This is a genomic window from Synechocystis sp. CACIAM 05, from assembly GCF_010222815.1.
In the GTDB taxonomy this organism is placed as follows: Bacteria; Cyanobacteriota; Cyanobacteriia; order Cyanobacteriales; family Microcystaceae; genus Synechocystis.
On record NZ_CP019225.1, the window covers coordinates 1,888,035 to 1,912,709 of the forward strand.

Here is a 24,675-nt window from a genome sequence, read left to right on the forward strand (position 1 = left end):
AGAAACAACTCAGATAATCGCCATTGGTTTGCTAGATTTCATCGCCGCACGAAAGTTGTCTCCAGGTCAGCCCACATGGTTGATATCACCATGGCAATATTTGCCAAATCCAGGATTAATGGTAACATAGAACTACTGCGGGGCTGGCACCTCTCATTACTTTCTTGGAACTCTCCTGAATAAAAATCTAAGCCCTACGTCCAAATGCTTTCACCCTATCAGTTCTTTTGAAAACCGGCTCGGTGAACATGACTCCAGTTAATCCCACTGGCCAAATACAGTCACAAAAAAAGAGGAGATAAATCCAAGGTCAGAATTGTTCATTCCCTGGTTTACCCCCCTCTGTGACGATATTTGGAGATCGCCGTTGTTAATATTGCTGGTTTAAGACTTTGTCAGGTGATTAACCTTTAGCCAAAACCCCAGCGGCGGCGGCTACTCCAGAGCCAGGGGTCACGCCCTCATAACCTAGTTCAATCAAAGTGGCTTCCAAGGCCCCGATGCAACTGAGGATATCCCGGTCACAAACAAAACCCAGGTGCCCAATGCGGAAGATTTTTCCTTTCAGGTGATCCTGCCCACCGGCCATGGCAATGTCGAATTTTTTGCGCATGGTACTGCGAATTTTTTCCGCTTCCACTCCCAGGGGCGCAACGGCGGTAATGGCATTACTGGCCGCATTATCGGGGGCAAATAGCGGTAAATTCAACGCTTTCATGGCCACCCGGGTCGCATTGGTGTGGCGTTGATGGCGGGTAAAAATAGCATCTAGGCCTTCCGCTTTCATCATTTGCAGAGACGCTTGCAACCCATACATTAGGTTGATGGGGGGAGTGAAGGGGGAGCTATCTTCATCTGTGGATTTTTTATATTTTTTCAAATCCAGGTAGAAGCGAGGAATGGTGGCGGTTTCGTAGGCTTGCCAAGCTTTGGCACTTACGGAAACAAATCCCAATCCAGGGGGAATCATATAACCCTTTTGAGAACCGGATGCCACCACGTCTAGTCCCAACTCATCGATCGCCACGGGGGTAGCGCCCAAACTGGTTACGGCATCCACAATCATTAACGCCCCACCATGGGCTTTAGCAGCGGCATTGATGGCGGCCAAGTCATTCAAGACTCCGGTGGAAGTCTCGGAATGGGTGATGATCAGAGCTTTAATAGTTTTATCGTTGTCCGCTTCCAACAAGGTTTTGAAGTCATTGGGGTCCAACGCTTTGCCCCATTCGGCTTTAATTTCTTCTACTGCTAAACCGAAGGTTTTGGCCACCTTGACCCAACGATCGCCAAATTTACCGTTATTGCCCACCAATACCCGATCGCCAGGGCTGAGGAAGTTGATAATGCCCGCTTCCATAGCCCCCGTGCCACTGGTAGTCAGCATCAACACGTCGTTTTCAGTTTGATGTAACCATTTGAGGTTTGCCGTCAGCTCAGCGATGATTTTGCTAAAGTCACCACTGCGGTGGCCAATGGGATGTTTCGCCATGGCCAACAAAACTTTTTCTGGTACGGGAGTTGGCCCCGGAATCATCAACATTTGCTTATTATCCATCGCGGTCAATCCTCCCCTTCGCTAAACGCAGTCAGGTAATTTTCTAGGGTTAATTTGTCGGTAATTGTTATCAATGCCGGAGTTATTGGGCATGATAGTTAGGCTTCCCATATTACCAAAACATGGCGCTGGCAAAATCTGTGCTGTGGCCCCAGCTTGACTTCCTTGACTGCCATTGGCGTGGTTTTAAGAGGACTCTGGGGCGATCGCCTCCACCAGAATTACCTAGGTGCAAAAGCAGGACAGACCGTACAATGGGAAACGATTAATCAAATGCACGCATAACTTGAATGGCCGCCATCACCCTCACCCTCCTTCTCCCGGGTAAAAGCGTTGCTGTCCAGAGCTGGACCTTTGAATCGGAACAAACCATCCGTGTGGGTCGGGCGGCGGATAACGATGTTGTACTTTATAGTGCTGTAGTATCCCGGCATCATCTAGAACTCCGACGGGAAGAGGAAGCTTGGGTCGCCATTAACTTGGGAGCTAATGGCACCTATATAGAAGCGGAAACGGTGGAAAAGCTTGTCCTCAAGGATGGCATGGTTCTACGCTTAGCCAGTTCCGGCCCCAAAATACAGATTAGGCTTCAGTCTGAACTCAGTACCCTGGAACAGGAACTAGCTCAACAAGATAGTTCCCCTACTGGGCCAGGGGAAGAACAAAAATCCAGCCGTCTCCACCCTGGGGATTCCAAAGAGACCATCATCAACTAGTGGTCCGACTAAGTAGTTGATGATCTTACCTCCGGATGTTGAATGACATCATATCCAGCCCTTATCCAGCCCTTGGCCTCCGGCGATCGCCCCTAGCCTTTGGGTTTGGTGTTTACACTCACCGGCCCATTGACCAAGGTTTGACAGGCGAGACGGAAATTGTCGGGCTTTTTGCGCAATACCCTATTTTCAAAGTCGGTTTTCGGGGAAAGATTTTCCATACCTGCCGTGATTTCCACGATGCAAGTGCCACATTGGCCGTAGCCGCCGCAGTTCATCAGTTTTCCTTTCAAGGTATAAATATCAACGCCATTCTGCAGGGCCTTTTCCCGTAGGTTGGCACCCTGGGCCACAACAATATCCTTCTGCTCTTTAACAAAGGTAATGGTCACTGCAATTTCCTCCTGTCCTCAGGGGACAAACTATATTAAGAAAGTTTACGGGATTATGTTGCCCGGGGAGATTTTGTCTGTGGGGGGTTTACCGACCGATCGCCGGTGAGAAGTACCAGGATAGCTTTATAAAGTTTTGTTACAATGGCAGAAGAAATTCTCAGAAACCCAGCCATGACAGCCCTGACCCTCGAACAAATTGCCAGCCAACTCGACAGCCCCAATTCCCGCGATCGCCTAATTGCCCTAGCTTCCCTGAGACCCTATTCCAGTGAGGAGGCGGTGCCCCTGATTAAAAAAGTTTTAGATGACGACACTTTGCAGGTGCGTTCCATGGCGGTGTTTGCCCTGGGCATTAAGCAAACCGAGGAATGCTATCCCATTCTGGTTAAGCTGTTGGAAACCGATGGGGATTATGGCATCCGGGCCGATGCCGCGGGGGCCCTGGGTTATTTAGAAGACGAACGGGCTTTCCATCCCCTCTGCCGGGCTTTTTACGAAGATACGGAATGGCTGGTGCGGTTCAGTGCGGCGGTGGCCCTGGGTAATTTAAAGGATATTCGGGCTCAAACGGTCTTGCTGGAAGCACTGAAAAGTGACGAAGCAGTGGTACAACAAGCGGCGATCGCGGCCCTGGGGGAAATTGGTGCCGTGGATGCAGTAGATGCGATTTTGGCCTTTGCATCCCATGAGGACTGGTTAATTCGCCAAAGATTAGCGGAGGCCCTGGGAAATTTGCCCTGCGACCAGAGTCGTTCTGCTTTGACTTTCATGGTCAAGGATGAGCACCCCCAGGTGTCCCAGGCGGCCCAGTTGTCCTTGCAAAAATTAGACCTGCTTAGCTAGGTTTTCTGTTTCTTTTCCCTTGTCTAATCAAAGTCTGCAACCGGAGAAAAACAATTCCCCCCAGTTCTCTTCTGCGATTATTCCGGCTGGAGAAGCTTGGAAATTTCCCTTTGGGATGGGTATTCTTGGCGGTATTGCACAGCGGCATGGCGAGCATCGGTGATTAGCCAATCCAACGCTGCTGCTTGCACATCGATCGCCGCTCCGGTTTTATCCACACAGTAACGACCAAACACCAACTTATCCACCAGACGGGCCCCGGGACCTAAACGGGAATACTCAAAAATTACACTGTTGTCCACCACCGCCCCCTGGCAGATCAGACAACTGGGGCCAATCATGGAAGGGCCGATGATTTTTACCCCGTCCTCAATGCGGGTCATGCCGCCAATGTAAACTGGACCCTCAATTTCAATGTTGTCCCAGTTAGCGGCTACGTTGATGCCTGTATAAACCCCCGGTCTAACTTCAATGCCGGGAATTTGCACATTTTTAATTTCCCGGGAAAGCACTCCCCGGATAGCCTGCCAATAGTCGGGCACTTTGCCAATGTCCACCCACTCAAAGTCCATATTGACTGCATAAAAGGGTAGGCCGCTGTCCACCAGCTTGGGAAATAGATCCCCTCCCAGGTCGTATTCCTGGCCAGAGGGAATGTAGTCGATTACTTCCGGCTCAAAAATATAAATGCCCGTGTTAATTTCTGTGCTCAGGGCTTCTTCCACCGCTGGCTTTTCCTGGAAAGTTAAAATTTTGCCGTTGTCGTCCGTGACCACTACCCCATAGCTAGATACCAATTCCTGGGGCACTGTCTTGGTGATAATGGTGGCGATCGCCCCTTTTTCTCGGTGGAGCTTAACCGCAGTGGTTAAGTCTAAATCAATTAGCGCATCGCCGCAAAGCACCACAAAGGTGTCGTCAAAAAAGGGATTAAACTCCTGAATTTTCTTCAGTCCCCCGGCTGATCCCAAGGCCTTGCCCACCAGGTCACCATCAACAATATTGCCTTCAAAAGAATAGGCTATTTGTACACCAAACCTTTGGCCATCCCGAAAATAACTTTCTATCTCCTCCGCTAGATGGCTCACATTGACCATGATCTGGTCAAAACCATGTTGGCGCAACAACTCCAGCAAAAACTCCATCACGGGCTTTTGCAAAATCGGGATCATCGGCTTAGGAATGGTGTGGGTGATTGGTCTGACCCGAGTGCCCTTGCCGGCGGCCAAAATCATGGCTTTCATCAACAATTTTCCTCAAACTCAATCACACAAGTTGGCATAACTCACCCGCCAGTCTATCAAGATTCTTCTCACTACTCCAATAAGCATAGCTGAAAGCTTGGAGGAGTAACTAACCCCATGGTGACCGCTAGCGGGAAAGCAGAATCTATCTCCATCATCTTTGCCCTAATCAGTGCCCAAATGGCGACTTTCCATGGCTAGGGGCAAAAAAATGGGTAGCTCCCAGGGGGCTTCCGCCACCGGAATGTTAGCGTTCTCAAAGGCTTGTACCGTTTGCTCAACGCTGGTTAGAAGGGGACGTTTATGGGACAGTTGGTTGGCCACAATGGTGAGGGAATCGCCAAAGTGTCGTTTGATTTTTGCGCCCCGTCCTGCCAAATAGGCCACCACTGGTTTTTCAATGGCCGAGGCCACATAATCCGCCGCCCGCATTTCCCCGTTACTGTTGGGTTGCCCCAGCAATAAAATAGTTGCCGTTTGTTCGTCTTCTTCTAGCACCTGGAGCCATTGCTCAAAGTTGGAACCATTGAGACCGTCGGTGCCTAGACTGATCACCATGGATTGTCCCAAGCCAGCGGCGCTTAAGGTTTGGGCTATGTCGTCGGTGAGGCGATCGCAGTGGCTAATAATGCCGATGGGCCCGGGTAGATAGCAATTGGGGTCGAGGGTGCCGACGGAAAACTGTTGGGGGATCATAATGCCTTGACTACCGGAACCAAGGATCAGGGTGTGGGTAGCTTGGGCTTCCCGCAGGAGAGTAATCATATCCAGGGGGGGGACTCCAGCGGACACAATTACTAGTTGACGAATGCCTGCGGCGATCGCCTCTAGGGCTGCATCCAAAACTCGGTAGGGGGGATTGAGAATTAAGCTAATGTCCACGGGGCCGACGGTTTTAACGGCTAAATCCACCAAATCAAATACCGGCAAATCCCCAATTATTTCTCCCCCATGGCCTGGACTTACCCCCGCCACCAGCTTGGTCCCACAACTCCGCATCTGTTCCAGGTAGGTTAAACCGAGGGGATGATGTACTCCTTGTAGTAATACTTTGCTCTCTTTATGCCATTTCATGGGGGATTATTAAAGGAAAACTGTGGCTTGATGCCCTACTCCGCAGCTATCGGGGTCAACCAGTCCAAGCTTCACTGTATCGTCAACCAGAGCAAAATGTCCCTTAAGGTTTAGTTAACCTTTGTCCCGATTGTCTGTCCCAAAGGGGGACTTGGGCCAGTTGGGTCAGATTGGCGGCATCACAACAAAAGGCGGCGATTTGCAGTTCCCTTAGCCGTGCCTGGTAATGGTCATAAACCCTTTGGGCGTTGACTGTGGCCTCTGCTAATACCGGCGCAGCACTACCCACCAGGGTGGCCCCCAGGGCGATCGCCTTGGCCCCATCAATGCCGGAACGAATGCCGCCGCTGGCGAAAACCGGGATCTGTTCAGTATTCTGCACCACCTGTTGCAAACTCAGGGCTGTGGGTAATCCCCAATCGGCAAAGTTATGGGTCACTTCCTTCGCTTGGCGATCGGTTTGTCGATGGGCTTCCACTTCACTCCAACTGGTGCCCCCAGCTCCAGCCACATCGATCGCCCTGACCCCACATTCCTGCAATCTTTTGGCCACCGGACCGCTAATGCCATTGCCCACTTCTTTGACAATTACCGGCACTTCCAAAGCCTCTACTAAAGCTTCTAACTTAGACCAGAGTCCCGACCACAGGCGATCGCCATCGGGTTGCACCGCTTCCTGGAGGGGATTGAGATGCAAAATCAGCGCATCGGCTTCAATCATATCCACCGCCCGCTGGGCTTGCTCCAAACCGTAACCGTAATTTAATTGCACTAATCCCAGGTTGGCAAAAAGTAAAATATCTGGGGCGACGGAGCGGACTTGATAGGTGAAGGCTAAATCAGGATTTTCAATGGCGGCCCGTTGGGAACCCAAACCCATGGCGATGCCCAAAGCCTGGGCCACCTCGGCTAAAAATAGATTAATTTGCTTGGCCTCTGGCGTGCCGCCGGTCATACTGCTGATCAACCAAGGGTAAGTCAAGGATTTACCCCAGAGGGTCAGTCCCAAATCCACTGCATCCAGATCCACCGCAGGAAGAGCACAGTGTTCCAGCATCAATCTTTCAAAGCCGGTGGAAATGCCTTTGCCCACCACATCTTCTTCTAGGACAATACGGATATGGTCGGACTTACGGTGGGGGGTGCTATCCATCAGTGAATTACATTACAAATACCGGCAAGCAAGCAATTTTGCCATCAACTGGAGGGAGTGGAGCAATAACTTAAAAATAACCCAGGATTAAGGCAGGAGCAGATTGTGGTGCTGCTAGGAAAAACCAAAAAACATTAGGGATTTCGATTTCAGTACTATTACCCGTGGAGTCTTAAATGGAGGCTGATTCCCAGCCCTGGATAGTAATGGTGGTGCCTTCCCCGGGGACACTGGCGATCGCCAATTTTCCACCGTAGAGTTCCGTCAGTCGTTGAGCTAAGGTCAATCCCAGCCCAGAACCCTGTTGCTCAAATTCGTGACGCCGGAACTGTACATGGGCACCGATGGAATTTAATTCTTCTTTGGCCATGCCCCTACCATGGTCTCGGATGGTCAAGTGACAGGTGCCATTTTTAGCCACGGCCTCCAGTTTCACTGGTGTACCAGGCAGGGAAAATTTAAAAGCATTATCCAGCAATTCTTGAACAATTTTCTGAAAATCTGGCTCCGCCACCTGAACCCGCTGGGGCACAATCATCATTGCCACATCCTGACGGCGGGGTTGATTCTGGCCCAAATTCTCCAACACCGGAGCCAAGCTCAATGGCAGTTCGGTGTATTGACTCAACCGGGATTGCCACACCTCCAGACGGGTGGGGCTGGCCAAGAGCAGGTCCAGATCTGCCATCAACAAAAAATTCTCCACCAAACGATGGAGTCTCTCCCCAGAGGTTTTGATGTCATGCAACGATTCCATCACTTCATTGCGGGAGAGGGAATCATAGAAATTAATCAGCAACTGGGACGTCCCCAAAATCCCGTTTAGGGGGGTCAATAATTCATGGGGCAGGGAACGGGTAACTTGTTGGCGCAGATTATCCAGGCGGTTTTCCACCATGGCCTGGCGCTGATAATGGCGGTCCAAACGGGTGGTGATGGCATGGAGCAGTTCATCGATGGTGAAGGGTTTGGTTAAATAATCATCTGCCCCCAATTCCATGCCCTGGCGGAATGCGTGGTGGTCTGCCTTTGCTGTTAAAAGAATAAAAGGAATAACCGCCAAGTTGGGGTCCTGGCGTAGGGACATCAATACTTCAAATCCCGTCACCCTGGGCATCATCACATCACAGAGAATTAAGTCCGGCAGATGTTGCTTCGCCAAAGCTAGACCAGTTTCACCATCGGGGGCAGAAATAACTTCGTAGTCTTCCAGGGAGAGAATGTCCTCTATATTCTGCCTAACCTCTAGTTGGTCTTCAATTATCAAAATTTTGGGCATGGGTTGCGCTTAAAAAATGATGTTGTAGATAATTCTGACCTTTCTCCATTATTTTCCTAATTTTCCTACCTCATGTCTCTTTGCTCACCATGATTTTTTTGTTAGGGGAGTTTTCTGGGCGGCAGAATATCAGGCGATCGCCAAACTCAATTGTGCCCTCAAGTGAACAGCAGTAATGAAGTCAAATTCCATACTAGGCGGCGGTAAAAAGGACTTGAATCAAGTTTTTGGGAGTAGGGGAGCAACTTTAAGAAGAGATTACGGAAAATTTAAGGAAAATAAGATTTAAAGAAAATCTAGAAACCCCAGGAAATTTTAAGATTATTCATAACTGTCGATTGTGCTTCTATTATCTATCCATATGATCCAGAAAGGGGAATTGGGTCAAGCTCTTTTCCCTAGAACCACTCCCAGGAGCAGGGATATGTAAAGAATTGTTTTGGGAAAGTCGGGGGAAGGGGGAGGACGCAGAATAAAGCTGGTAGAATTTGGCGTTAAGTGGGCTGGGTTGTTGCCTGGGGCTTCCTCGGGACACCAGCAAACGGGATAGTTTTTTACAAATCGCAATTATCTAAGGAATTAAATCATGGCCTTAAATCGTGGTGACAAAGTTAGAATCAAACGCACTGAGTCCTACTGGTACGGTGATGTTGGCACGGTTGCTAGTGTGGAGAAAAGCGGCATTCTCTATCCGGTGATTGTGCGCTTCGACCGGGTGAACTACAACGGTTTCAGCGGTAGTGCTTCCGGGGTAAACACCAACAACTTTGCCGAAAATGAATTGGAATTGGTGCAAGCGGCGGCAAAATAGTCTTGACTGTGGACTAAATTTGCATTGTTGAACTGTGCCAGAACTACCAGAAGTTGAAACAGTATGCCGGGGGCTCAATCGTTTGACCCTGGAGCAGACCATCGGGGGAGGGGAAGTGTTGCTTGATCGCAGTCTTGCCTACCCCGTTTCTGTTGAGGATTTTCAGAGGCAAATTACCGGTTGTCGTTTGGTGGGCTGGCAACGGCGGGGAAAGTATTTGCTGGGGGAACTTAGAAGCAATCAAGCCCCAGGGCCGGCGGGATGGTTGGGATGCCATTTACGCATGACAGGGCAGTTACTCTGGACAGAACGGGATCAGCCGAGACCACGACACACAAGGGTGGTGCTCCATTTTGAGGGCGGGTGGGAGTTACGTTTTGTGGATACCCGCACCTTTGGCAAAGTCTGGCTCCTACCAGGCGATCGCCCTTGGGCTGAAGTAATGACGGGGCTGGGACAGTTGGGGCCAGAACCCTTTGGAGAGGATTTCACGGCGGAATATCTATACAAAAAGCTGAAATCCAGTCGCCGTCCTTTGAAAAATGCCCTGCTGGATCAACGGTTGGTGGCGGGCTTGGGTAATATTTATGCCGATGAGGTGCTGTTTTTTTGCGGCCTCCATCCCACCATGGGCAGTAGTCAGGTTAGTCGGCAGGACTGTGAACTGATACATCAACAAATTCAAGCCACTTTAACAGCGGCCATTGCAGCGGGGGGTACCAGTTTCAGCGACTACCGTCAGGTGACCGGTATCAATGGTAATTATGGCGGTATGGCCCAGGTCTATGGTCGGGAAGGAGAACCCTGTCGCCATTGTGGTACGGCGATCGCCAAAATTAAATTGGGAGGGCGATCGGCCCACTTTTGTCCCCAGTGTCAGCCAAAATTAGAGCGGTGAATATAGACGCATATAGGTCAAATAAATTATTGATGAATCCGATGGGCCAGCCTCGACAAAACCATTTAGCTGACTTTAAAGTGGGTGTGGATAATGTTATTTTTTCCGTCGATACCCACTTACATCGTTTATTGGTCTTACTAGTTAAACGGGAAGATCAGCCCTATCAAAATTATTGGAGTTTTCCCGGCACCTTAGTGAGAATGGGGGAAACCCTAGAGGGGGCCGCCCACCGGGTTTTATCAGAAAAGATTGCAGTCAAAAATCTTTATTTAGAACAACTATATACATTTGGTAACCCCGGTCGAGACCCCAGGGAAGCACCGGATCAGTATGGGGTCAGGTATCTATCCGTCAGCTATTTCGCCCTCATCCGCTACGAAGATGCCCAGTTAATGAGCAAAAATCTGAGTCAGGTCAGTTGGCATAATGTGGCGGCCATTCCGACCTTAGCTTTTGACCACAATCAAATCCTTGACTATGGCTATCAGCGGCTCCGTAATAAATTGGAATACAGCCCCATTGCCTTTGAAGTGTTGCCAGAATTGTTTACTTTAAATGATTTATTTCAACTCTACACCACGGTTTTAGGGGAAGATTTTGCCGATTATTCTAATTTTCGCTCCCGCTTATTAAAATTAGGTTTTCTCAAGGACACCGGCCAAAAAATCAGCAAAGGAGTAGGTCGTCCCGCTAGTCTTTTTCGTTTTGATGCCCGGGCCTTTGCCCCACTCCGGGATAAACCCCTAGTGTTTGTCTGAATTGGCTCCGGTGGATTAAAGTAATAATTACCATAATGCCCCTCTGACTATGTTTACCATTGCCCTTGCCCAGCTTAATCCCACCATTGGGGCGATCGCCGAGAATGCCGAAAAAATTGTCACGGCGGCCCTGCAAGCCCAGGCAAGGGGAGCCGATTTACTATTAACGCCGGAATTAGCCCTCTGTGGTTATCCCCCCAAGGATTTGTTACTTAATCCAAGTTTTGTCGAACAACTGGAAGAAGAGTTACAACGGCTGGCGGAAAAAATACCTTCTTCTATAGCAATTTTAGTAGGCACTGTTACTCCCCACTACCAGGCAGAACGCCAAGGACAAAAAAAACTTTGGAATAGTGCGGTATTAATTGAACAAGGACAGATAAAGCAGCGGTTTCATAAATGTCTCCTACCCACCTATGACGTATTTGATGAAGACCGTTATTTTGCCTCGTCTACCAAGAGTGAATATTTTATCTATAAAAACGTCAAAATTGGTGTGACTATTTGTGAAGATTTGTGGAATGACGAGGCTTTTTGGGGACAAAAATTTTATCAAGTTAACCCCCTCATGGATTTGATTGATCAGGGCGTGAATTTAGTTGTTAACCTATCAGCTTCTCCCTACAGTTGTGGCAAGCATTGCCTGCGAGAATCCTTGATTAGCCACAGTGCCAAGAGATTTAATGTGCCTTTGATTTATGTTAACCAAGTGGGGGGCAATGATGATCTCATTTTTGATGGGGGTAGTTTTGCTGTCAATAACCAAGGCAAAATTATTGGGCGATCGCCGTTATTTCAAGAAGACTTAGCCCTGCTCAATTATGACTTAAGTAATGGGGAGTTAACTGGGCAAAAGTTAGCTAGTTTACCCATGGTGGGTACCGAAGAATTGTGGCAAGCATTAGTATTGGGAGTGGGAGACTACCTCCACAAATGCGGTTTTAGTAAGGCAATTTTAGGTCTGAGTGGCGGCATTGACTCTTCCCTAGTGGCGGCCATTGCTGTGGAAGCTTTGGGCAAAGAAAATGTGCTGGGAATTTTGATGCCTTCTCCCTACAGTTCTGACCACTCTATTCAGGATGCCTTGGCCTTGGCAAAGAATTTAGGTATGACTACCCAAACTATTCCCATTGGGCCGATTATGGCCACCTATGACCAGGCCCTAGTACCCCTTTTTCAAGATACTCCCTTTGGCCTTGCCGAAGAAAATCTCCAGTCTCGTATCCGGGGCAATTTACTGATGGCGATCGCCAATAAATTTGGCCATTTACTTCTCAGCACTGGCAATAAATCGGAATTAGGGGTGGGTTACTGCACCCTCTACGGGGACATGAACGGTGGCCTAGCGGCGATCGCCGACGTCCCCAAAACCCAAGTATTTGAACTATGCCGTTGGCTCAACCGGGAGCAAACCATCATTCCCCCCAGCGTTCTGACTAAACCGCCCAGCGCCGAACTCAAACCAGGGCAAGTAGACACCGACTCCCTTCCCCCCTACGATGTCTTGGACGGCATTCTTGGGAGATTAGTCGAAAAACATCAGTCTCCCCAGGAAATCATCAACGCAGGCTTTGAGCGGGAAGTCGTACTAAAAATTTGCCAACTAGTGCAAAAGTCAGAGTTCAAACGTCGCCAGGCCGCCCCGGGACTGAAAGTCACAGATCGAGCCTTTGGCAGTGGTTGGCGCATGCCCATTGCCCAAGCTTTCCATCCCCAAGGCAGTTAATTTCAGCGGCAAAGCTATATTTCAGGGGCTAACTAGTCCGGGAGGATCATTGAATTTTTTCCCTGGACTACGTTAGGATTTATTAATGTAAAAAAAATATAACCACAGTCAAATTGTCTCCAAACTTGGCATCTAAGCTTAGCGTTTGCTTAGAATAACTTAATTGCGTTTATTTAAAAATCAATAATTTCTCTTTTTTGGAACGAACAAATGTCATGAATTCCTCGCTTTACCATGGTGAAAAAATCCGCCATTGGTTTCCTAACTCCTCCCTAGATTTTGTTTCCTCACTACATGCAATGTTGGACAATTTGTCAAAATGGTTTCGTAATTTACCTATCCCAAATTTTAGTAACAATTCCTTGTTTCTCCGTGGAGTTAGTAAAGTTCCCAACTCTCCCCAATTTAATGACCCAATTCAAAACCTGGCCTGGGAAATGGCCCATTGCCTGGAGCAAAAAAAATTTCACCTCCATTACCAACCCCAGATTGATATCAAAACAGGAGCTTTATTGGGAGTCGAAACCCTCATTCGTTGGCACCACCCCCGCCTAGGCTTTATCTCCCCTGCCGAGTTTATTCCCATTGCCGAACAAACCGGATTAATTGTCCCCATGGGCTACTGGGTACTACAACAAAGCTGCCTTCAATACCAGCGCTGGCTTTCCCAAGGCATTCCTCCTTTCAAGTTATCGGTCAATTTATCCCTACGTCAATTACAGGAAGCGAACTTAGTAAGCGAGATAGAAAGTATTGTTGCTCAGACTCAAATAAGTTACCAGCAAATTACCCTAGAAGTGACAGAAAGTCTTATGCTTTATGAACCAGGGGAAACCATTAATCGCCTCAATCAACTAAATGAAATGGGCATACAAATCGCCATTGATGATTTTGGTGTCGGCTATTCTTCCCTCTCCTATCTCAAGGATTTACCTCTCCAGACTTTAAAAATTGATAAGTCGTTCTTAGATGACCTTTTGACTAGGGAAAAAAATCAGGTAATTCTCCAAAGCATTATCGAACTAGGTCATCGTCTAGATCTAAAAATTGTTGCCGAAGGCGTGGAGAGTGTAGAACAGTTAGCCATGCTCAAATCCATGGATTGCGACTATGGCCAAGGCTACCTTTTCAGTCGCCCTCTAACTGATCAAGATACTACTGCTTTTTTTCGCACATCATCCTTTCTGGAAACTCGCTGCCTAGCTACAGTCTAAAGAATCCGTTTTTGATTTGTTGTTAGTATGCTTTTAATATTTAAATACTCCATAAATTCCACTCTTGATTCCAGGCCAATGCCGTCTCTAAGGCCGGGGAAATTAGTCAAAATAGTCTAAATCTTCAAAATTCAGCAATACACAATACCATTAAATAATCAGCCAATTGCTCCGCTAATTAATTAAATCCAACCTTCTAAATTTCCATCCACTGTTCAAGCACCATAATGAGCAATTCAGTTTTGTCCACTTCTTCCCCAGGTAATATCCAAACTCGGCAGGCGATTCCGGCCCAACTCCTCTATTCCCTCGTCAACCAAAAAGCTAGCGGCAAACTTGTGGTACAAAACCCCTTTGACGAATTTGTTTATTGGCAAGTTTATTTGGGGGATGGTCGTATTCACTTGGCCAACAGCGCCAATGGTTGTTCCGAAAGACTTAATTATTTGATTGGTAGCACCCTTCGTCAGAAAGGCATTGAACTGCCATCAAGAATTGCTGACGATTATATTTTTCTTTCCGGGCTCTGGAAAAAGGATGTTTTTTCCTTTCAGCAAACCCGCTCGATTCTGACCCAAGCGAGCCAAGAAGCCTTAGTTCAGGTACTTTCCTTACCTAAAACATCCTATCGTTTTAATCAAGAAAAAGAACTGAGCGAACTATTTTTAAATTTAGAGTTAGAAAAAACTATTACCCCCATCAAACATAAAATTCGCTATTGGTGGGAACTGAGGTCCTATATTAACTCGCCTTTCCAGCGACCCCTAGTGGAAAATTGGCTTAGTCTGCGCCAAAATTTGGTAAAAAATAACCTCCATGGCCAACATTGGCTAAAACGCTTCCACACCTGCTTGGAAAATCTAAATTGCTTATACGAAATTGCCGGGCATTTGGAAATCAGTACTTTGGAGTTGGCATTAATGCTACAGCCCATGGTCAAGACTGGCGAAATCAAGATGCTGCCTTATCAAGAAATTCAAACGGATGACCGCCCTTTGGTGGCCTATGTTGACCATAGGGAAGTCCAGCAGCGCATGATGACCTATTCTTTGGAGAAAGAAGGCTATCGAACCTTAGTACTCGATGATCCCTTTCGGGCTTTAACGGTGTTGTTGAATTCTCCCCCCAATCTGATTATCATAAATACTGACTTGCCGGACATGAACGGTTATCAACTCTGTTCGTTTTGCCGTAAGTCCAATCAACTTAAAGATGTGCCGATCCTACTATTGGGGAAAGGTGACAATTTGATCAGCGGTATTCGTATCAAACTTTGTCAAGCTTCTGGGTACTTAAGTGAGCCTTTTGTTCCAGAAGAATTACTCGACCGGGTGGCAAAACTCCTTCCCACCAATAAAACCAACTCCTGACGGCTTTTCTGCGTGATGAAAAGACAGTTTCAAAGGAGCGATTTCTGTTCCCAGGTACTGTTTTCCTTGATTCTAATCCAGATAGCAACCCACCATATTATTAATCCTAAAATTACAAAGTAGCTAAAAGCTACGCACAAAAATGAGTTTGTACCGTTTGATTTACAGCAGTCAGGGCATTCCCAATTTACAACCCCAGGATTTAAAAGATATCTTAGAATCTTCCCAAAGAAATAATCCGGCCAATGGCATTACCGGACTGCTCTGCTACAGCAAGCCGGCTTTTCTGCAGGTATTGGAAGGAGAGTGTGAACAGGTTAATGAAACCTACCACCGGATTGTGCAAGATGAACGCCACCACAGCCCCCAGATCATTGAGTGTGTGCCGATCAGAAGAAGAAACTTCGAGGTTTGGTCTATGCAAGCGATCACGGTGAATGATTTGTCAACGGAACAGGTTAAGACTTTGGTATTGAAATATTCCGGCTTCACCACCCTACGCCCCAGTGCGATGGACCCGGAACAATGTCTAAACTTTTTGCTAGACATTGCCAAGATTTACGAGTTGTCCGATAACTTTTTCCTCGACCTCTAACTGCGTAAACTAACGGCAAATTGTTCGGTCAAAGCTTCACGAATTTGATTATGTAGGGGTTCGACATCGGCATCGGTGAGGGTTCGATCGCCGACCCGGTAGGCCAAACTAAAGGCGAGACTCCGTTGTCCGGCGGGGACGGATTGCCCCCGGTATTCATCAAACAGTTCCACCTGCTCGAGCAAATCGCCGCCCGCTTTAACCATGGCTTGGGTAAGTTCTGCGACGGTCAATTCTAGGGGAGCATAGAGGGCTAAATCCCTGGCCACCGCTGGGTAAGGGGAATAAGGACGGAAATGGGGAGTACCCAGAATCTGGGTTTCCATGGCTTGGTATAGGGGGGTTAGGGTGATTTCAAAGGCGTAAACCTCATCAATCAGACCTTTTTCCCGGCGTAATTGGGGATGGAGTTGCCCAAAGCGTCCCAACTCTGTTCCGTTACAGCTCAACAGGGCGGTGCGACCGGGATGGAGGCGGGGATCTTGGCGATCGCCACTGTAGGTGACGTTTACCCCGAAACGCTGAAAGATGGCCTCTAATAAACCTTTGGCATCGTACCAGCCCATGGGTTGGGGTTTACCGCCCTGGGGCCAGGTGCCTTCAGTAATCTGGGATCCGCCGCAAATGCCCGCCAGGTGGTCCGCTTCACCGATGTCTCCTTCGTTCTGCCAAAAGACCCGACCCACTTCAAAGGCATTCAAAGCCCCATTATTTTGGGCCTGGTTGTTGGCAAAGGCGGTAATCAAACCATCGAGTAAATTGGTGCGGAGAGCGGAATATTCCGCAAAGAGGGGGTTAGCCAGCATCACTTCAGACCCGTGGGGTTTCACTAAGGAGTAATGAACTACCTCGGTTAAACCTACTCCTCGACAGGCTTCCCGTAGGGCTAACTCAGCTTGATAGGAGGGGGATAAACCACCGGCAATGGTATTGGAGGGTAACTGCTCACAGAAGTGGTCATAGCCGTACAGTCGGGCTACTTCCTCAATTAGGTCAATTTCCCGTTCAATGTCCCGTTGACGGTAGGAGGGTACTGTCACAGCCCACACCGGAGTGTCACTGTCTGATTGTCGGGTTAATCCACAACCCAGATCGGTCAAAATTCTTTCCACATCTTCAGCGGTAATATTACCGATGCCGGTGGGGGTGTTTACTTCACCCAGCAATTGTTGCAAGCGTTCCAAACGCAGATTAATTATCGCTTCCCCTCGGTCTTGCCGCTGATCGGCTTTACCTTGGCGGACTACGGTGCCCCCGGCCAATTCCGTCATTAGGGCAATCGCCCGGTGCAAAGCTACTTCCAATTCACACCGGTTTACGCCCCGTTCATAGCGGGTGGAAGATTCACTGCGGAGATTAATGGTCTTACTGGATTTGCGGATGGTGACCCCATCAAATAGGGCGGTTTCCAGCACAATATTTTGGGTATTTTCATCCACCTCTGTAGCGGCTCCCCCCATCACCCCGGCGATCGCCACTGGTTGGTCTTTGGCAGTAATCAATAAATTTTGGGGTTGCAAAGTCCGTTCCTGGTCATCCAGGGTAATTAACTTTTCCCCTTCCTCAGCAAAGCGTACCCCCAGGGCAAACCCTTCTGGGCCAACTAGGGTTTGCAATTTATCCTGGTCAAAGCTGTGCAAGGGCTGACCCCATTCCAACAGCACGTAATTGGTCACGTCCACCACGTTGTTGATGGGCCTAGTTCCTGCCGCTAACAGTCTTTGTTGTAACCAATCCGGGGAAGAACCCACTTTGACTCCCCGTATTACTGTGCCCACATAGGCAGGACAAGCCTGGGGTTCCGTCACATTAATGGGCAAATCCTGGTCGGATACCGATACCGCTTTTATCTCCGGTAGGCTCAGCTTACCTCCAGTGAGGGCGGCCACTTCCCTGGCTACCCCCACCATACTGAGGGCATCGGCCCGGTTGGCGGTGGGGCTAATTTCTAGAATGACATCGTCTAAACCGAGTATGGGCCCCACAGGACTACCCAAGGGCAAATCTAAATCAGAAAAAATATGAATACCTTCAGACTCCTTACTCAGACCCAATTCCGCTAGGGAACAAATCATGCCGCAAGATTTTACCCCCCTTAACTTGGCGGGTTTAATTTTTAGATCTACTTTGGGTAAGTAACTGCCCAGGGTGGCCACCGGTACCAAAATATCTGCCCTGACATTGGCAGCACCACAGACGATGGTAGAAGGCTCCTCTGTCCCAATATCCACCACGCAAACGCTTAATTTGTCCGCATTGGGGTGTTTTTCCCGGGAAATTACTCGCCCCAGCACCACCCCTGCCGCCCAGCTCCGACGGTCTTCAATTTCTTCCACTTCCAAACCGGCGATCGTTAGCAATTCCCCAAGCTCTTCTGGAGACAAATTAAGTTCAACCAGGGATTGCAGCCAGTTGACAGAGATGCGCATGGGTTTCCTTTTCTACTGATTTTTATTAATGCTTGCTTAGTTTGCGATGGCGTCAGCGGCATCCATTGTATCGCTGAAGGCATTACCCCAGGCCGCTCCGGGTCATGTTTACAACTTTCGGAACAAATTTATAGCTCTGGAAGCTCAATGAACCAAAGTTTCCCACTAACTAGCCTAAAATAGAGTGGCCTTCCCCATCCCATCAACCCTCGGAAAATTTAACGAATTTAATACAGCATAGGTTAATAGGTTAGTCTTACATCACACCATCTGGTGAACCGGAATGAGTTTTTGCGTTAATCCCAATTGTCCCCATCCGAAAAACCCCAATAATGTGCAGGTATGCCAGGCCTGTGGGAATAGTCTGCGCCTTAATGGCCGTTACCAAACCTTGGGTTTATTAGGAAAAGGGGGATTTGGGGCCACCTTTGCCGCAGCGGACGTGGCACTGCCGGGGACTCCCATTTGTGTGGTGAAGCAGTTACGGCCCCAAACCGATGATCCCAATGTGTTCCGCATGGCCAAGGAACTGTTTGAGCGGGAAGCCCAGACCCTGGGTCGGGTGGGCAATCATCCCCAAGTGCCCCGTTTACTGGATTATTTTGAGGACGATCACCAGTTTTATTTAGTGCAAGAGTATGTTAAGGGCCATAATTTGCACCAAGAAGTGAAAAAAAATGGCACTTTTACCGAGGGGAGTGTCAAGCAATTTTTAACAGAAATATTACCTATCCTTGACTATATCCATTCCCAAAAGGTTATTCATCGGGATATTAAGCCTGCCAACCTCATTAGGCGACAAACAGACCAGAAATTAGTGCTGATCGATTTTGGGGCAGTGAAAAATCAAATTGATTCGGTCCTCTCTTCCAACACCTCTGCCCAAACGGCCTTAACGGCCTTTGCGGTGGGCACTGCCGGCTTTGCTCCCCCGGAACAGATGGCCATGCGGCCAGTTTACGCCAGTGATATTTATGCCACCGGGGTAACTTGTTTGTATTTACTAACTGGCAAAACCCCCAAGGAGATTGATTGCAATAGCCAAACCGGGGAGATGGACTGGGAAAAACATGTGACAGTTTCCAGCAAATTTGCTGAAGTGATCCGCAAAATGTTGGAACTTTCTGTGCGCCACCGTTACAAGAGTGCCCAACAGGTGCTGGATGCCCTGGAGATGCCCACCTATGAGGATGGCATGATGCAGGGCATGGTTTCTACCCCCTTTACTACCCTAACAGGAGCTGGGGACGAGCCGGCCACGGGTATCCGCATGGGGAATAGTTCTTCTCCAGACTATGGCGACCCATCCACCCGATTTAACACCAATGTCCAGCCCAGGGACCCTAGTTCCACTAGCCTGAATACTGGCATTAAAACCCGCACAGCTAAACCCAGGCCAAGTCCCAGGGATAGGGCCACCAGCAATATTGAGTCTCCGGCCACCAGGGTGCGTCCTGCCTCCAATGCGGCGGATGGGGGCTCTGTTGGGGCAGGGGGGATTGACTACAACATGGTTAACCCAAAACCCTTTTCCCGTCGGGAAGAAGAAAAGCAGGCGATCGCCAACCAACCGGAGACTAAACGTTGGAATGGCAAAACTTTTTTGGCGGAGTATGCCCAGGGTAAACGGGATTTTGCCGATCAGAATTTAGTGGGCATAGTGTTAGCTAAGGCGTTTGTGCCGGGGATTAATTGTTATCAGGCTAATCTGACCAATGCTAATTTTGAGCAAGCGGAGCTCACTAGGGCAGACTTTGGCAAGGCCCGCTTGAAAAATGTCATCTTCAAAGGGGCTAATTTGAGCGATGCCTACTTTGGCTATGCTGACCTGCGGGGGGCAGATCTACGGGGAGCAAATCTCAACGGTGTTAATTTTAAATACGCCAATCTCCAGGGGGCCAATTTCTCCGGGGCGGATTTGGGTTCAGCCAAAGTATCCCCAGAGCAGTTGAAATTGGCTAAAACCAATTGGCGCACGGTTATGCCCGGTTCTGGTCGGCGGAGATAGGCTTAGGTCCAAAATCTCCACTGTTTCTGACCAAACCAAGCATTAGGGCAAAAACTCCCATTTCCCCCTTAGGGCCAGAGCGTCACTAGCAGTGTCAGTAACCCTAATTAACTAGTCCGGAGCGGATGGCCCTCACCGCCGCCTGGGTGCGGTCATTGGCGCAGAGCTTGTTGAGGATATTCCGTACATGGGTCTTAACTGTGCCCACGGTGATATAGAGTTTTTCCGCAATGTCGGCATTACTACAACCGTCCACAATCAACTGCAGAACCTCCAGCTCCCGTTCCGTCAACCCATAGGACAAAGAGGTGCGGCTGGGGGAAGATGGTTCCGATGGCTCCGCCCCTGGGGCATGGGCCAAAACTATTCTGGCGATCGCCGGATCAATCCAGGCAAAACCACCATGGGTGGCTTGAATCGCTTCAATTAACAATTCAGTGCGGCTATCTTTCATGCAATAGGCATCGGCTCCAGCACTGAAGGCGGCCAATACTGTTTCTTCTTGGTCATTGAGGGTCAAAATTACTACCCGACATTGGCAATTGAGCGGGCCTTTTTTCAACTGTTGGGTGACATCAATGCCGTTCATGTCGGGCAGGCCAATATCGATGATTACCACATCGGGCCGTGTTTGTTGCATCATCACCAATCCCAACCGGCCATTGGCGGCTTCCCCCACCCACTCAAAACTGGGTTCCATGGTCAAAGCATCCCGCAAACCTTGGCGAATCAAATCTTCATCTTCAATTAAGGCAATGCGAATTTTCTCCATGGTCAGGACATTGGCAATGGTATGGGATAATTTTTCGTCACAGTAAGCAGGGTCTAGGCAAGGGCAGGTCCTTACCCAATATTAGGCACCATATCACTGGATCAACCAGTATTACGCATTCCGGCCGCAATACCGTTAATGGTTAACAGGGCTCCCCGCAGTAGTTCTTCTTTGGAATAACGACGGTAACGCACGCCGCTGGTCTCCGCTTCCTGGGTTACTTGGCGTAAACGTTTCAGTAGGGAAATCTGCAGTAGCCCCAGGGGAACAATAGTACGATTTCGTAGGAGTACCGACCGTTGCAAAGAGCGATCGCCGTCCAGGAGGTGGGGATGGGCCGTAATTTCCATGGCAAAGTCCCTGGTTAATTGATACTCTTGCTTGATCTGCTGGAAAAGGCGATCGAATCGTTCCCGGTCTTCTGGCTTAGATAGCTCTTGCACGTAGTGGGAAGCGATGGTGAGGTCCACCTTGGAAAGGGTCATTTCCACCTTCGAGATCACCATGTTGAAGAAAGGCCATTTGAAATAGAAGTAACGCAACAACTTCATATTTTTGACCGGGTCTTGGTCCACAAAGGATTTCAACGCCGTGCCCACCCCATACCAAGCCGGCAGCAGGAAACGGGTTTGGGTCCAACTGAACACCCAGGGGATGGCCCGCAAGCTACTGAGGTCTGCTTTACCCCCCTTACGCCGGGCAGGGCGGGAACTGATCTGCAACTCACTAATTTCGGGAATGGGGGTGACGGCAAGGAAAAAGTCGAGGAAGTCCGGTTCCTCGTAAATTAAACTGCGGTAGGCTCGCCGGGCAGTGCAGGCCAACTCCTCCATAATCCGGTTCCAGGGCTCAATGAAATCAAAACTACTTTTGAGTAAACTAGCTTGGATCACCGCCGTAGTCAGGGTTTCCAGGTTATACAGAGCCAATTCCGGCAGGGAATATTTAGAGGCCAATACTTCCCCCTGTTCCGTAATTTTGATCCGACCGTCTACGGTGCCTGCGGGTTGGGCCAAAATTGCTTTATAGGCAGGACCGCCCCCCCGACCGACGGAGCCACCCCGACCGTGGAACAGCCGGAGAATTACCCGATGCTTTTGGGCCACGGCTTGCAGTGATTTTTGGGCCTTATGAATTTCCCAGTTACTGCTCAAAAAGCCGGAATCTTTATTGCTGTCGGAATAGCCCACCATAATTTCCTGGAGATTGCCGGGATTTAGTTGGGCTGTGGTGGTGGGAATTTGGTAATAATCCGGGGCCTGACTTTGCAACTCTTTTAAGGAATGGTAACTGCCCGCCAATGTAGCCCGGTAAAAAGGCAAGCTGAAAAGAGAATCCATAATCCCCGGAGCATTTTTTAGATCCTCCACTGTTTCAAACAGGGGCACAATGCGGAGGGAATTGGAGGCGGTGGCGGGATCGTACAATCCGGCTTCCTTGGCTAGTAACAATACCTCCAACACATCACTGGCATCGTTGGTCATGCTGATGATGTAGGTCTGGCAAATATCTACCCCAAATTCCATTTGCAGATGACGCAGGGTACGGAGGGTTTCAATGGTTTCCCTGGTTCGCTCCGAAAAGGGCATTTCCTGGGGAATTAAAGGACGGCGGGTTTGCAGTTCTACCCCTAACCAGGCTAATTTATCTTCTTCGGCCATTTCTTCGTAGGGATTGGTCAGCACCCCCATATACTCAGCAATTTCGGCGATCGCCTCGGCGTGGCGGGAAGATTCCTGGCGAAAATCCAACTGGGCCAGGTTAAAGCCATAGACTTCCAATTGGGTAATCAAATTTTCCAACTCCAGGCAGGTTAAACCCGTTTCGGTCAGATTACGCTGAATGAGTCTTAATTCCTCTAATAATTCTTCCCCAGTGCGATAGTGATTTTCGGCCGGCATTGTGATCATCGTTTGCCGTTCTTCTGGGTTGGCTAGACGATTATTACGTCGCAAGGTGTTTTCCAGCCGTTTGGTAACGTAGGCCAGCTTCATGCGATAGGGTTCCTGGCGATAGCGGAGGGAAAGTTCTTCGTAAATTTCCGGTAATTGAATGCGGTCCCGTTCTAAAGAGTCCAACAATTCCTGGGAGACTTTGCACCAATGGAGGGAAGGGCTAAGAATGGCCACCAGTTCCCCCAAACTAAACAAATATTTCCCCAGCACTAAACCCCGCTGGTAACAGGCCGTCTGCCAGGTCACTTCTGGGGTTACGGAAGGGTTGCCGTCCCGATCGCCACCGACCCAGGAGCCAAAATAACAAAAATTAGCCCGGGGGGCCCGCAGATGGGGAAAGGTTTCTTTAATAGCTTGTCCTAACCGTTTGGACAATTCCGGTACAGCGTCGAACAGTACTTCATCAAAATAATGGAGGGAATAGTCCACTTCGTCCAACACCGTGGGTTTGAACTGATGAAGTTCGTCGGTACGCCACCAAAAGCGAATTTCCTCCGTTAATTGGGCGATCGCCGTTTTTGCATCCCAGGTGTTGAGCCAGTCCCGACCGGTCACAGAACCCTGGAGTTGATCTAGTTTACGAAGAATGCGGTCCACCCTTCTTTGTTTGCGCCGGATGGTGTGACGGACAATTTCCGTGGGGTGAGCGGTGATCACCAGGCGAATGTCCAGATGATCCAATAAATTTTGGATATGTTGGGGGGGCACATTGAGGCGTTTTAGCTCCCTCATTAACCAATGGAACGTACCTACAGAAGCTTGCAATTCATTCTGGTCAATGCCCACTGGCAATGGTTCCGTTGACGCGCCTAATCGGGATGGGGGGACCATTTCTTCCTCATTGCCCGCCTGCTCATAGAAGTTGGTTTCCTGGGAAGCTTCCCAACGATTCCGTTGTTGCTCGTTTTGTTCGTAGTGCTGTTCAACGATGTTGATCAACTGGAAATATAGGGCAAAGGCCCGAGCCGCCCGGATGGCATCATTGAGTTCTAAATGCTCAATGCGCTGGGTAATGCCCATGATGACTTCTTCGGAAATTTCGCTGGTGATCGCCTCATGGGTACCCTGAAGCCTTAATTCCGTCAGCAAATCCACCAACTCCTGGCCACATTCGCTTTGGAGCACCCTTTCCCACAATTCCTCCACCATCTTTAACCGCTGGTAAAGCACCGACTCTTCTTCAGAGTTGGAGCCATTGCCATTACCAGACCAGTTAGTGGAAAGACCGAATGCAGGAACTGCCAAGTTCATGGGAACCTCTAGGACAAGATGGTGACGCTAACAACATCCAGAATGCGTTGCTACTGTACAAGATACTACGGGATTATCCCTACCTCACTCCGCATCCCAGGCTACAGCCAGCGATTTGTCGATGCCCCTCCCAGATTAGGGCAGAAAAAAACCCCTGGAGCAGGGGGAGGAAGAAGACAATGGACTAGGACACTAAAAGCCAAAATCACCGCAACCATAGATGAACAAAAACTAAATAGTGGCGCTTAGTAAGCTAAAGTTTCCAGGGTTTGACGAAGGTAGTGGCGCACTTGGGCGTCCAGCAGGGGAGGGGCCACAGTTTCTGTTTTAGACACCACAGCCTCGCCGTTATCATCCTGCCAGCATTTGAAACCGGAGCTATCGGCGATCGCCAATTTGAGACTGTTCCAGATGGCGGAATCAGAGTTAGAAGCAGATGCAAGGGTAGCAGTAGTCATATTTTTATATCTCGCAGTGGTGGTCAGGAAGCAACGAACGGGGTCCGACGTGACTTTGAGGTAACAGCCAAATACAGCTATTTTGTCGGCCTTAGCTCAACTACCTTCAGGTTAACCCAACTCCGGCGAGCTGGACTGTCAACTTAAGCACAATTGTAAAGAAAA

The 24,675-nt window shown here is 49.0% G+C and carries 21 protein-coding genes and 1 pseudogene; 12 read left to right on the top strand and 10 right to left on the bottom strand.

Annotated features, from left to right (window positions below; genetic code table 11):
• A pseudogene (locus BWK47_RS09030) lies at positions 1-183 on the top strand (hypothetical protein); the annotation flags it as partial.
• Positions 184-403: 220 nt separating this feature from the next.
• On the opposite strand, the gene BWK47_RS09035 reads toward BWK47_RS09030, so the two are convergent.
• Positions 404-1,558: a pyridoxal-phosphate-dependent aminotransferase family protein gene (locus BWK47_RS09035; protein ID WP_162328392.1), complete on the bottom strand. Its 1,155-nt coding sequence runs from the start codon at positions 1,556-1,558 to the stop codon at positions 404-406.
• A gap of 156 nt (positions 1,559-1,714) precedes the next feature.
• On the opposite strand from BWK47_RS09035, the gene BWK47_RS17265 reads away from it, so the two are divergent.
• Together BWK47_RS17265 and BWK47_RS09040 are read left to right on the top strand one after the other, a co-directional pair.
• Positions 1,715-1,843 carry a hypothetical protein gene (locus BWK47_RS17265; RefSeq protein WP_257793013.1) on the top strand — a complete coding sequence of 43 codons (129 nt, stop codon included), beginning with the start codon at positions 1,715-1,717 and terminating at the stop codon, positions 1,841-1,843.
• Positions 1,844-1,848: 5 nt separating this feature from the next.
• Positions 1,849-2,274 carry an FHA domain-containing protein gene (locus BWK47_RS09040; protein WP_162328393.1) on the top strand — a complete coding sequence of 142 codons (426 nt, stop codon included), beginning with the start codon at positions 1,849-1,851 and terminating at the stop codon, positions 2,272-2,274.
• Between the two features lie 92 nt (positions 2,275-2,366).
• On the opposite strand, the gene BWK47_RS09045 is transcribed toward BWK47_RS09040, so the two are convergent.
• Entirely contained in the window at positions 2,367-2,666 is a 300-nt protein-coding gene (locus BWK47_RS09045) for a 2Fe-2S iron-sulfur cluster-binding protein (RefSeq protein ID WP_010872997.1), read from the bottom strand.
• 144 nt (positions 2,667-2,810) lie between these two features.
• Here BWK47_RS09045 and BWK47_RS09050 point away from each other — a divergent pair, with 144 nt between their 5' ends.
• Positions 2,811-3,512 (top strand): HEAT repeat domain-containing protein, encoded by a 702-nt coding sequence (locus BWK47_RS09050; protein ID WP_162328394.1) that lies wholly within the window; start codon positions 2,811-2,813, stop codon positions 3,510-3,512.
• A 77-nt stretch (positions 3,513-3,589) separates the two neighbouring features.
• On the opposite strand, the gene BWK47_RS09055 is transcribed toward BWK47_RS09050, so the two are convergent.
• From BWK47_RS09055 to BWK47_RS09070, 4 genes are all read right to left on the bottom strand, one after another.
• Positions 3,590-4,756 (bottom strand): sugar phosphate nucleotidyltransferase, encoded by a 1,167-nt coding sequence (locus tag BWK47_RS09055; protein WP_010872999.1) that lies wholly within the window; start codon positions 4,754-4,756, stop codon positions 3,590-3,592.
• Between the two features lie 165 nt (positions 4,757-4,921).
• Positions 4,922-5,830: a succinate--CoA ligase subunit alpha gene (locus BWK47_RS09060; protein WP_162328395.1), complete on the bottom strand. Its 909-nt coding sequence runs from the start codon at positions 5,828-5,830 to the stop codon at positions 4,922-4,924.
• Between the two features lie 103 nt (positions 5,831-5,933).
• A complete protein-coding gene (fni, locus tag BWK47_RS09065; RefSeq protein WP_162328396.1) occupies positions 5,934-6,983 on the bottom strand; it encodes a type 2 isopentenyl-diphosphate Delta-isomerase in 1,050 nt (349 codons plus the stop codon).
• A gap of 172 nt (positions 6,984-7,155) precedes the next feature.
• Entirely contained in the window at positions 7,156-8,262 is a 1,107-nt protein-coding gene (locus BWK47_RS09070; RefSeq protein ID WP_162328397.1) for a hybrid sensor histidine kinase/response regulator, read from the bottom strand.
• A gap of 586 nt (positions 8,263-8,848) precedes the next feature.
• Here BWK47_RS09070 and BWK47_RS09075 point away from each other — a divergent pair.
• The 7 genes from BWK47_RS09075 to BWK47_RS09105 all read left to right on the top strand — a co-directional run bounded on the left by BWK47_RS09075 (position 8,849) and on the right by BWK47_RS09105 (position 15,637).
• Positions 8,849-9,073, top strand: coding sequence for a photosystem I reaction center subunit IV (locus BWK47_RS09075; RefSeq protein WP_010873003.1), 225 nt, complete (start codon positions 8,849-8,851; stop codon positions 9,071-9,073).
• Between the two features lie 34 nt (positions 9,074-9,107).
• Positions 9,108-9,971, top strand: coding sequence for a DNA-formamidopyrimidine glycosylase (locus BWK47_RS09080; RefSeq protein ID WP_162328398.1), 864 nt, complete (start codon positions 9,108-9,110; stop codon positions 9,969-9,971).
• 32 nt (positions 9,972-10,003) lie between these two features.
• Positions 10,004-10,732, top strand: coding sequence for an NUDIX hydrolase (locus tag BWK47_RS09085; RefSeq protein ID WP_162328399.1), 729 nt, complete (start codon positions 10,004-10,006; stop codon positions 10,730-10,732).
• A 49-nt stretch (positions 10,733-10,781) separates the two neighbouring features.
• Positions 10,782-12,458 carry an NAD+ synthase gene (locus BWK47_RS09090; protein WP_162328400.1) on the top strand — a complete coding sequence of 559 codons (1,677 nt, stop codon included), beginning with the start codon at positions 10,782-10,784 and terminating at the stop codon, positions 12,456-12,458.
• Positions 12,459-12,820: 362 nt separating this feature from the next.
• The gene (locus BWK47_RS09095; protein WP_231848029.1) at positions 12,821-13,672 is read left to right on the top strand and encodes a putative bifunctional diguanylate cyclase/phosphodiesterase; all 852 of its coding nucleotides are present in this window, start codon (positions 12,821-12,823) and stop codon (positions 13,670-13,672) included.
• A gap of 227 nt (positions 13,673-13,899) precedes the next feature.
• On the top strand, positions 13,900-15,042 hold the full coding sequence (locus BWK47_RS09100) for a response regulator (protein ID WP_162328401.1): 1,143 nt from the start codon (positions 13,900-13,902) through the stop codon (positions 15,040-15,042).
• A 142-nt stretch (positions 15,043-15,184) separates the two neighbouring features.
• Positions 15,185-15,637 carry a BLUF domain-containing protein gene (locus tag BWK47_RS09105; protein ID WP_162328402.1) on the top strand — a complete coding sequence of 151 codons (453 nt, stop codon included), beginning with the start codon at positions 15,185-15,187 and terminating at the stop codon, positions 15,635-15,637.
• On the opposite strand, the gene pheT is transcribed toward BWK47_RS09105, so the two are convergent.
• Complete coding sequence (gene pheT / locus BWK47_RS09110; RefSeq protein WP_162328403.1) at positions 15,634-18,066, bottom strand: phenylalanine--tRNA ligase subunit beta; 2,433 nt, start codon at positions 18,064-18,066, stop codon at positions 15,634-15,636. The genes BWK47_RS09105 and pheT overlap by 4 nt on opposite strands.
• Before the next feature lie 283 nt (positions 18,067-18,349).
• Between pheT and spkB the strand changes: the two genes are divergently transcribed.
• Positions 18,350-20,074, top strand: a complete 1,725-nt coding sequence (spkB, locus tag BWK47_RS09115; protein ID WP_162328404.1) for a serine/threonine-protein kinase SpkB — start codon at positions 18,350-18,352, stop codon at positions 20,072-20,074.
• Between the two features lie 103 nt (positions 20,075-20,177).
• Here the strand turns inward: spkB and BWK47_RS09120 are convergent, their stop codons facing one another.
• The 3 genes from BWK47_RS09120 to BWK47_RS09130 form a co-directional block, all read right to left on the bottom strand.
• Positions 20,178-20,846 carry a response regulator gene (locus tag BWK47_RS09120; protein WP_162328405.1) on the bottom strand — a complete coding sequence of 223 codons (669 nt, stop codon included), beginning with the start codon at positions 20,844-20,846 and terminating at the stop codon, positions 20,178-20,180.
• Positions 20,847-20,947: 101 nt separating this feature from the next.
• A complete protein-coding gene (ppc, locus tag BWK47_RS09125) occupies positions 20,948-24,052 on the bottom strand; it encodes a phosphoenolpyruvate carboxylase (RefSeq protein WP_162328406.1) in 3,105 nt (1,034 codons plus the stop codon).
• A 245-nt stretch (positions 24,053-24,297) separates the two neighbouring features.
• Complete coding sequence (locus BWK47_RS09130) at positions 24,298-24,510, bottom strand: hypothetical protein (RefSeq protein ID WP_010873014.1); 213 nt, start codon at positions 24,508-24,510, stop codon at positions 24,298-24,300.
• Positions 24,511-24,675 lie beyond the last annotated feature (165 nt).

Bases quoted from the DNA above. Each gene is read 5' to 3' on its own strand.
- BWK47_RS09035 (WP_162328392.1), bottom strand. From the start codon at position 1,558: ATGGATAATAAGCAAATGTTGATGATTCCGGGGCCAACTCCCGTACCA.
- BWK47_RS09040 (WP_162328393.1), top strand. From the start codon at position 1,849: ATGGCCGCCATCACCCTCACCCTCCTTCTCCCGGGTAAAAGCGTTGCT.
- BWK47_RS09050 (WP_162328394.1), top strand. From the start codon at position 2,811: ATGGCAGAAGAAATTCTCAGAAACCCAGCCATGACAGCCCTGACCCTC.
- BWK47_RS09055 (WP_010872999.1), bottom strand. From the start codon at position 4,756: ATGAAAGCCATGATTTTGGCCGCCGGCAAGGGCACTCGGGTCAGACCA.
- BWK47_RS09060 (WP_162328395.1), bottom strand. From the start codon at position 5,830: ATGAAATGGCATAAAGAGAGCAAAGTATTACTACAAGGAGTACATCAT.
- fni (WP_162328396.1), bottom strand. From the start codon at position 6,983: ATGGATAGCACCCCCCACCGTAAGTCCGACCATATCCGTATTGTCCTA.
- BWK47_RS09070 (WP_162328397.1), bottom strand. From the start codon at position 8,262: ATGCCCAAAATTTTGATAATTGAAGACCAACTAGAGGTTAGGCAGAAT.
- BWK47_RS09075 (WP_010873003.1), top strand. From the start codon at position 8,849: ATGGCCTTAAATCGTGGTGACAAAGTTAGAATCAAACGCACTGAGTCC.
- BWK47_RS09085 (WP_162328399.1), top strand. From the start codon at position 10,004: ATGAATCCGATGGGCCAGCCTCGACAAAACCATTTAGCTGACTTTAAA.
- BWK47_RS09090 (WP_162328400.1), top strand. From the start codon at position 10,782: ATGTTTACCATTGCCCTTGCCCAGCTTAATCCCACCATTGGGGCGATC.
- BWK47_RS09100 (WP_162328401.1), top strand. From the start codon at position 13,900: ATGAGCAATTCAGTTTTGTCCACTTCTTCCCCAGGTAATATCCAAACT.
- BWK47_RS09105 (WP_162328402.1), top strand. From the start codon at position 15,185: ATGAGTTTGTACCGTTTGATTTACAGCAGTCAGGGCATTCCCAATTTA.
- pheT (WP_162328403.1), bottom strand. From the start codon at position 18,066: ATGCGCATCTCTGTCAACTGGCTGCAATCCCTGGTTGAACTTAATTTG.
- spkB (WP_162328404.1), top strand. From the start codon at position 18,350: ATGAGTTTTTGCGTTAATCCCAATTGTCCCCATCCGAAAAACCCCAAT.
- BWK47_RS09120 (WP_162328405.1), bottom strand. From the start codon at position 20,846: ATGGAGAAAATTCGCATTGCCTTAATTGAAGATGAAGATTTGATTCGC.
- ppc (WP_162328406.1), bottom strand. From the start codon at position 24,052: ATGAACTTGGCAGTTCCTGCATTCGGTCTTTCCACTAACTGGTCTGGT.
- BWK47_RS09130 (WP_010873014.1), bottom strand. From the start codon at position 24,510: ATGACTACTGCTACCCTTGCATCTGCTTCTAACTCTGATTCCGCCATC.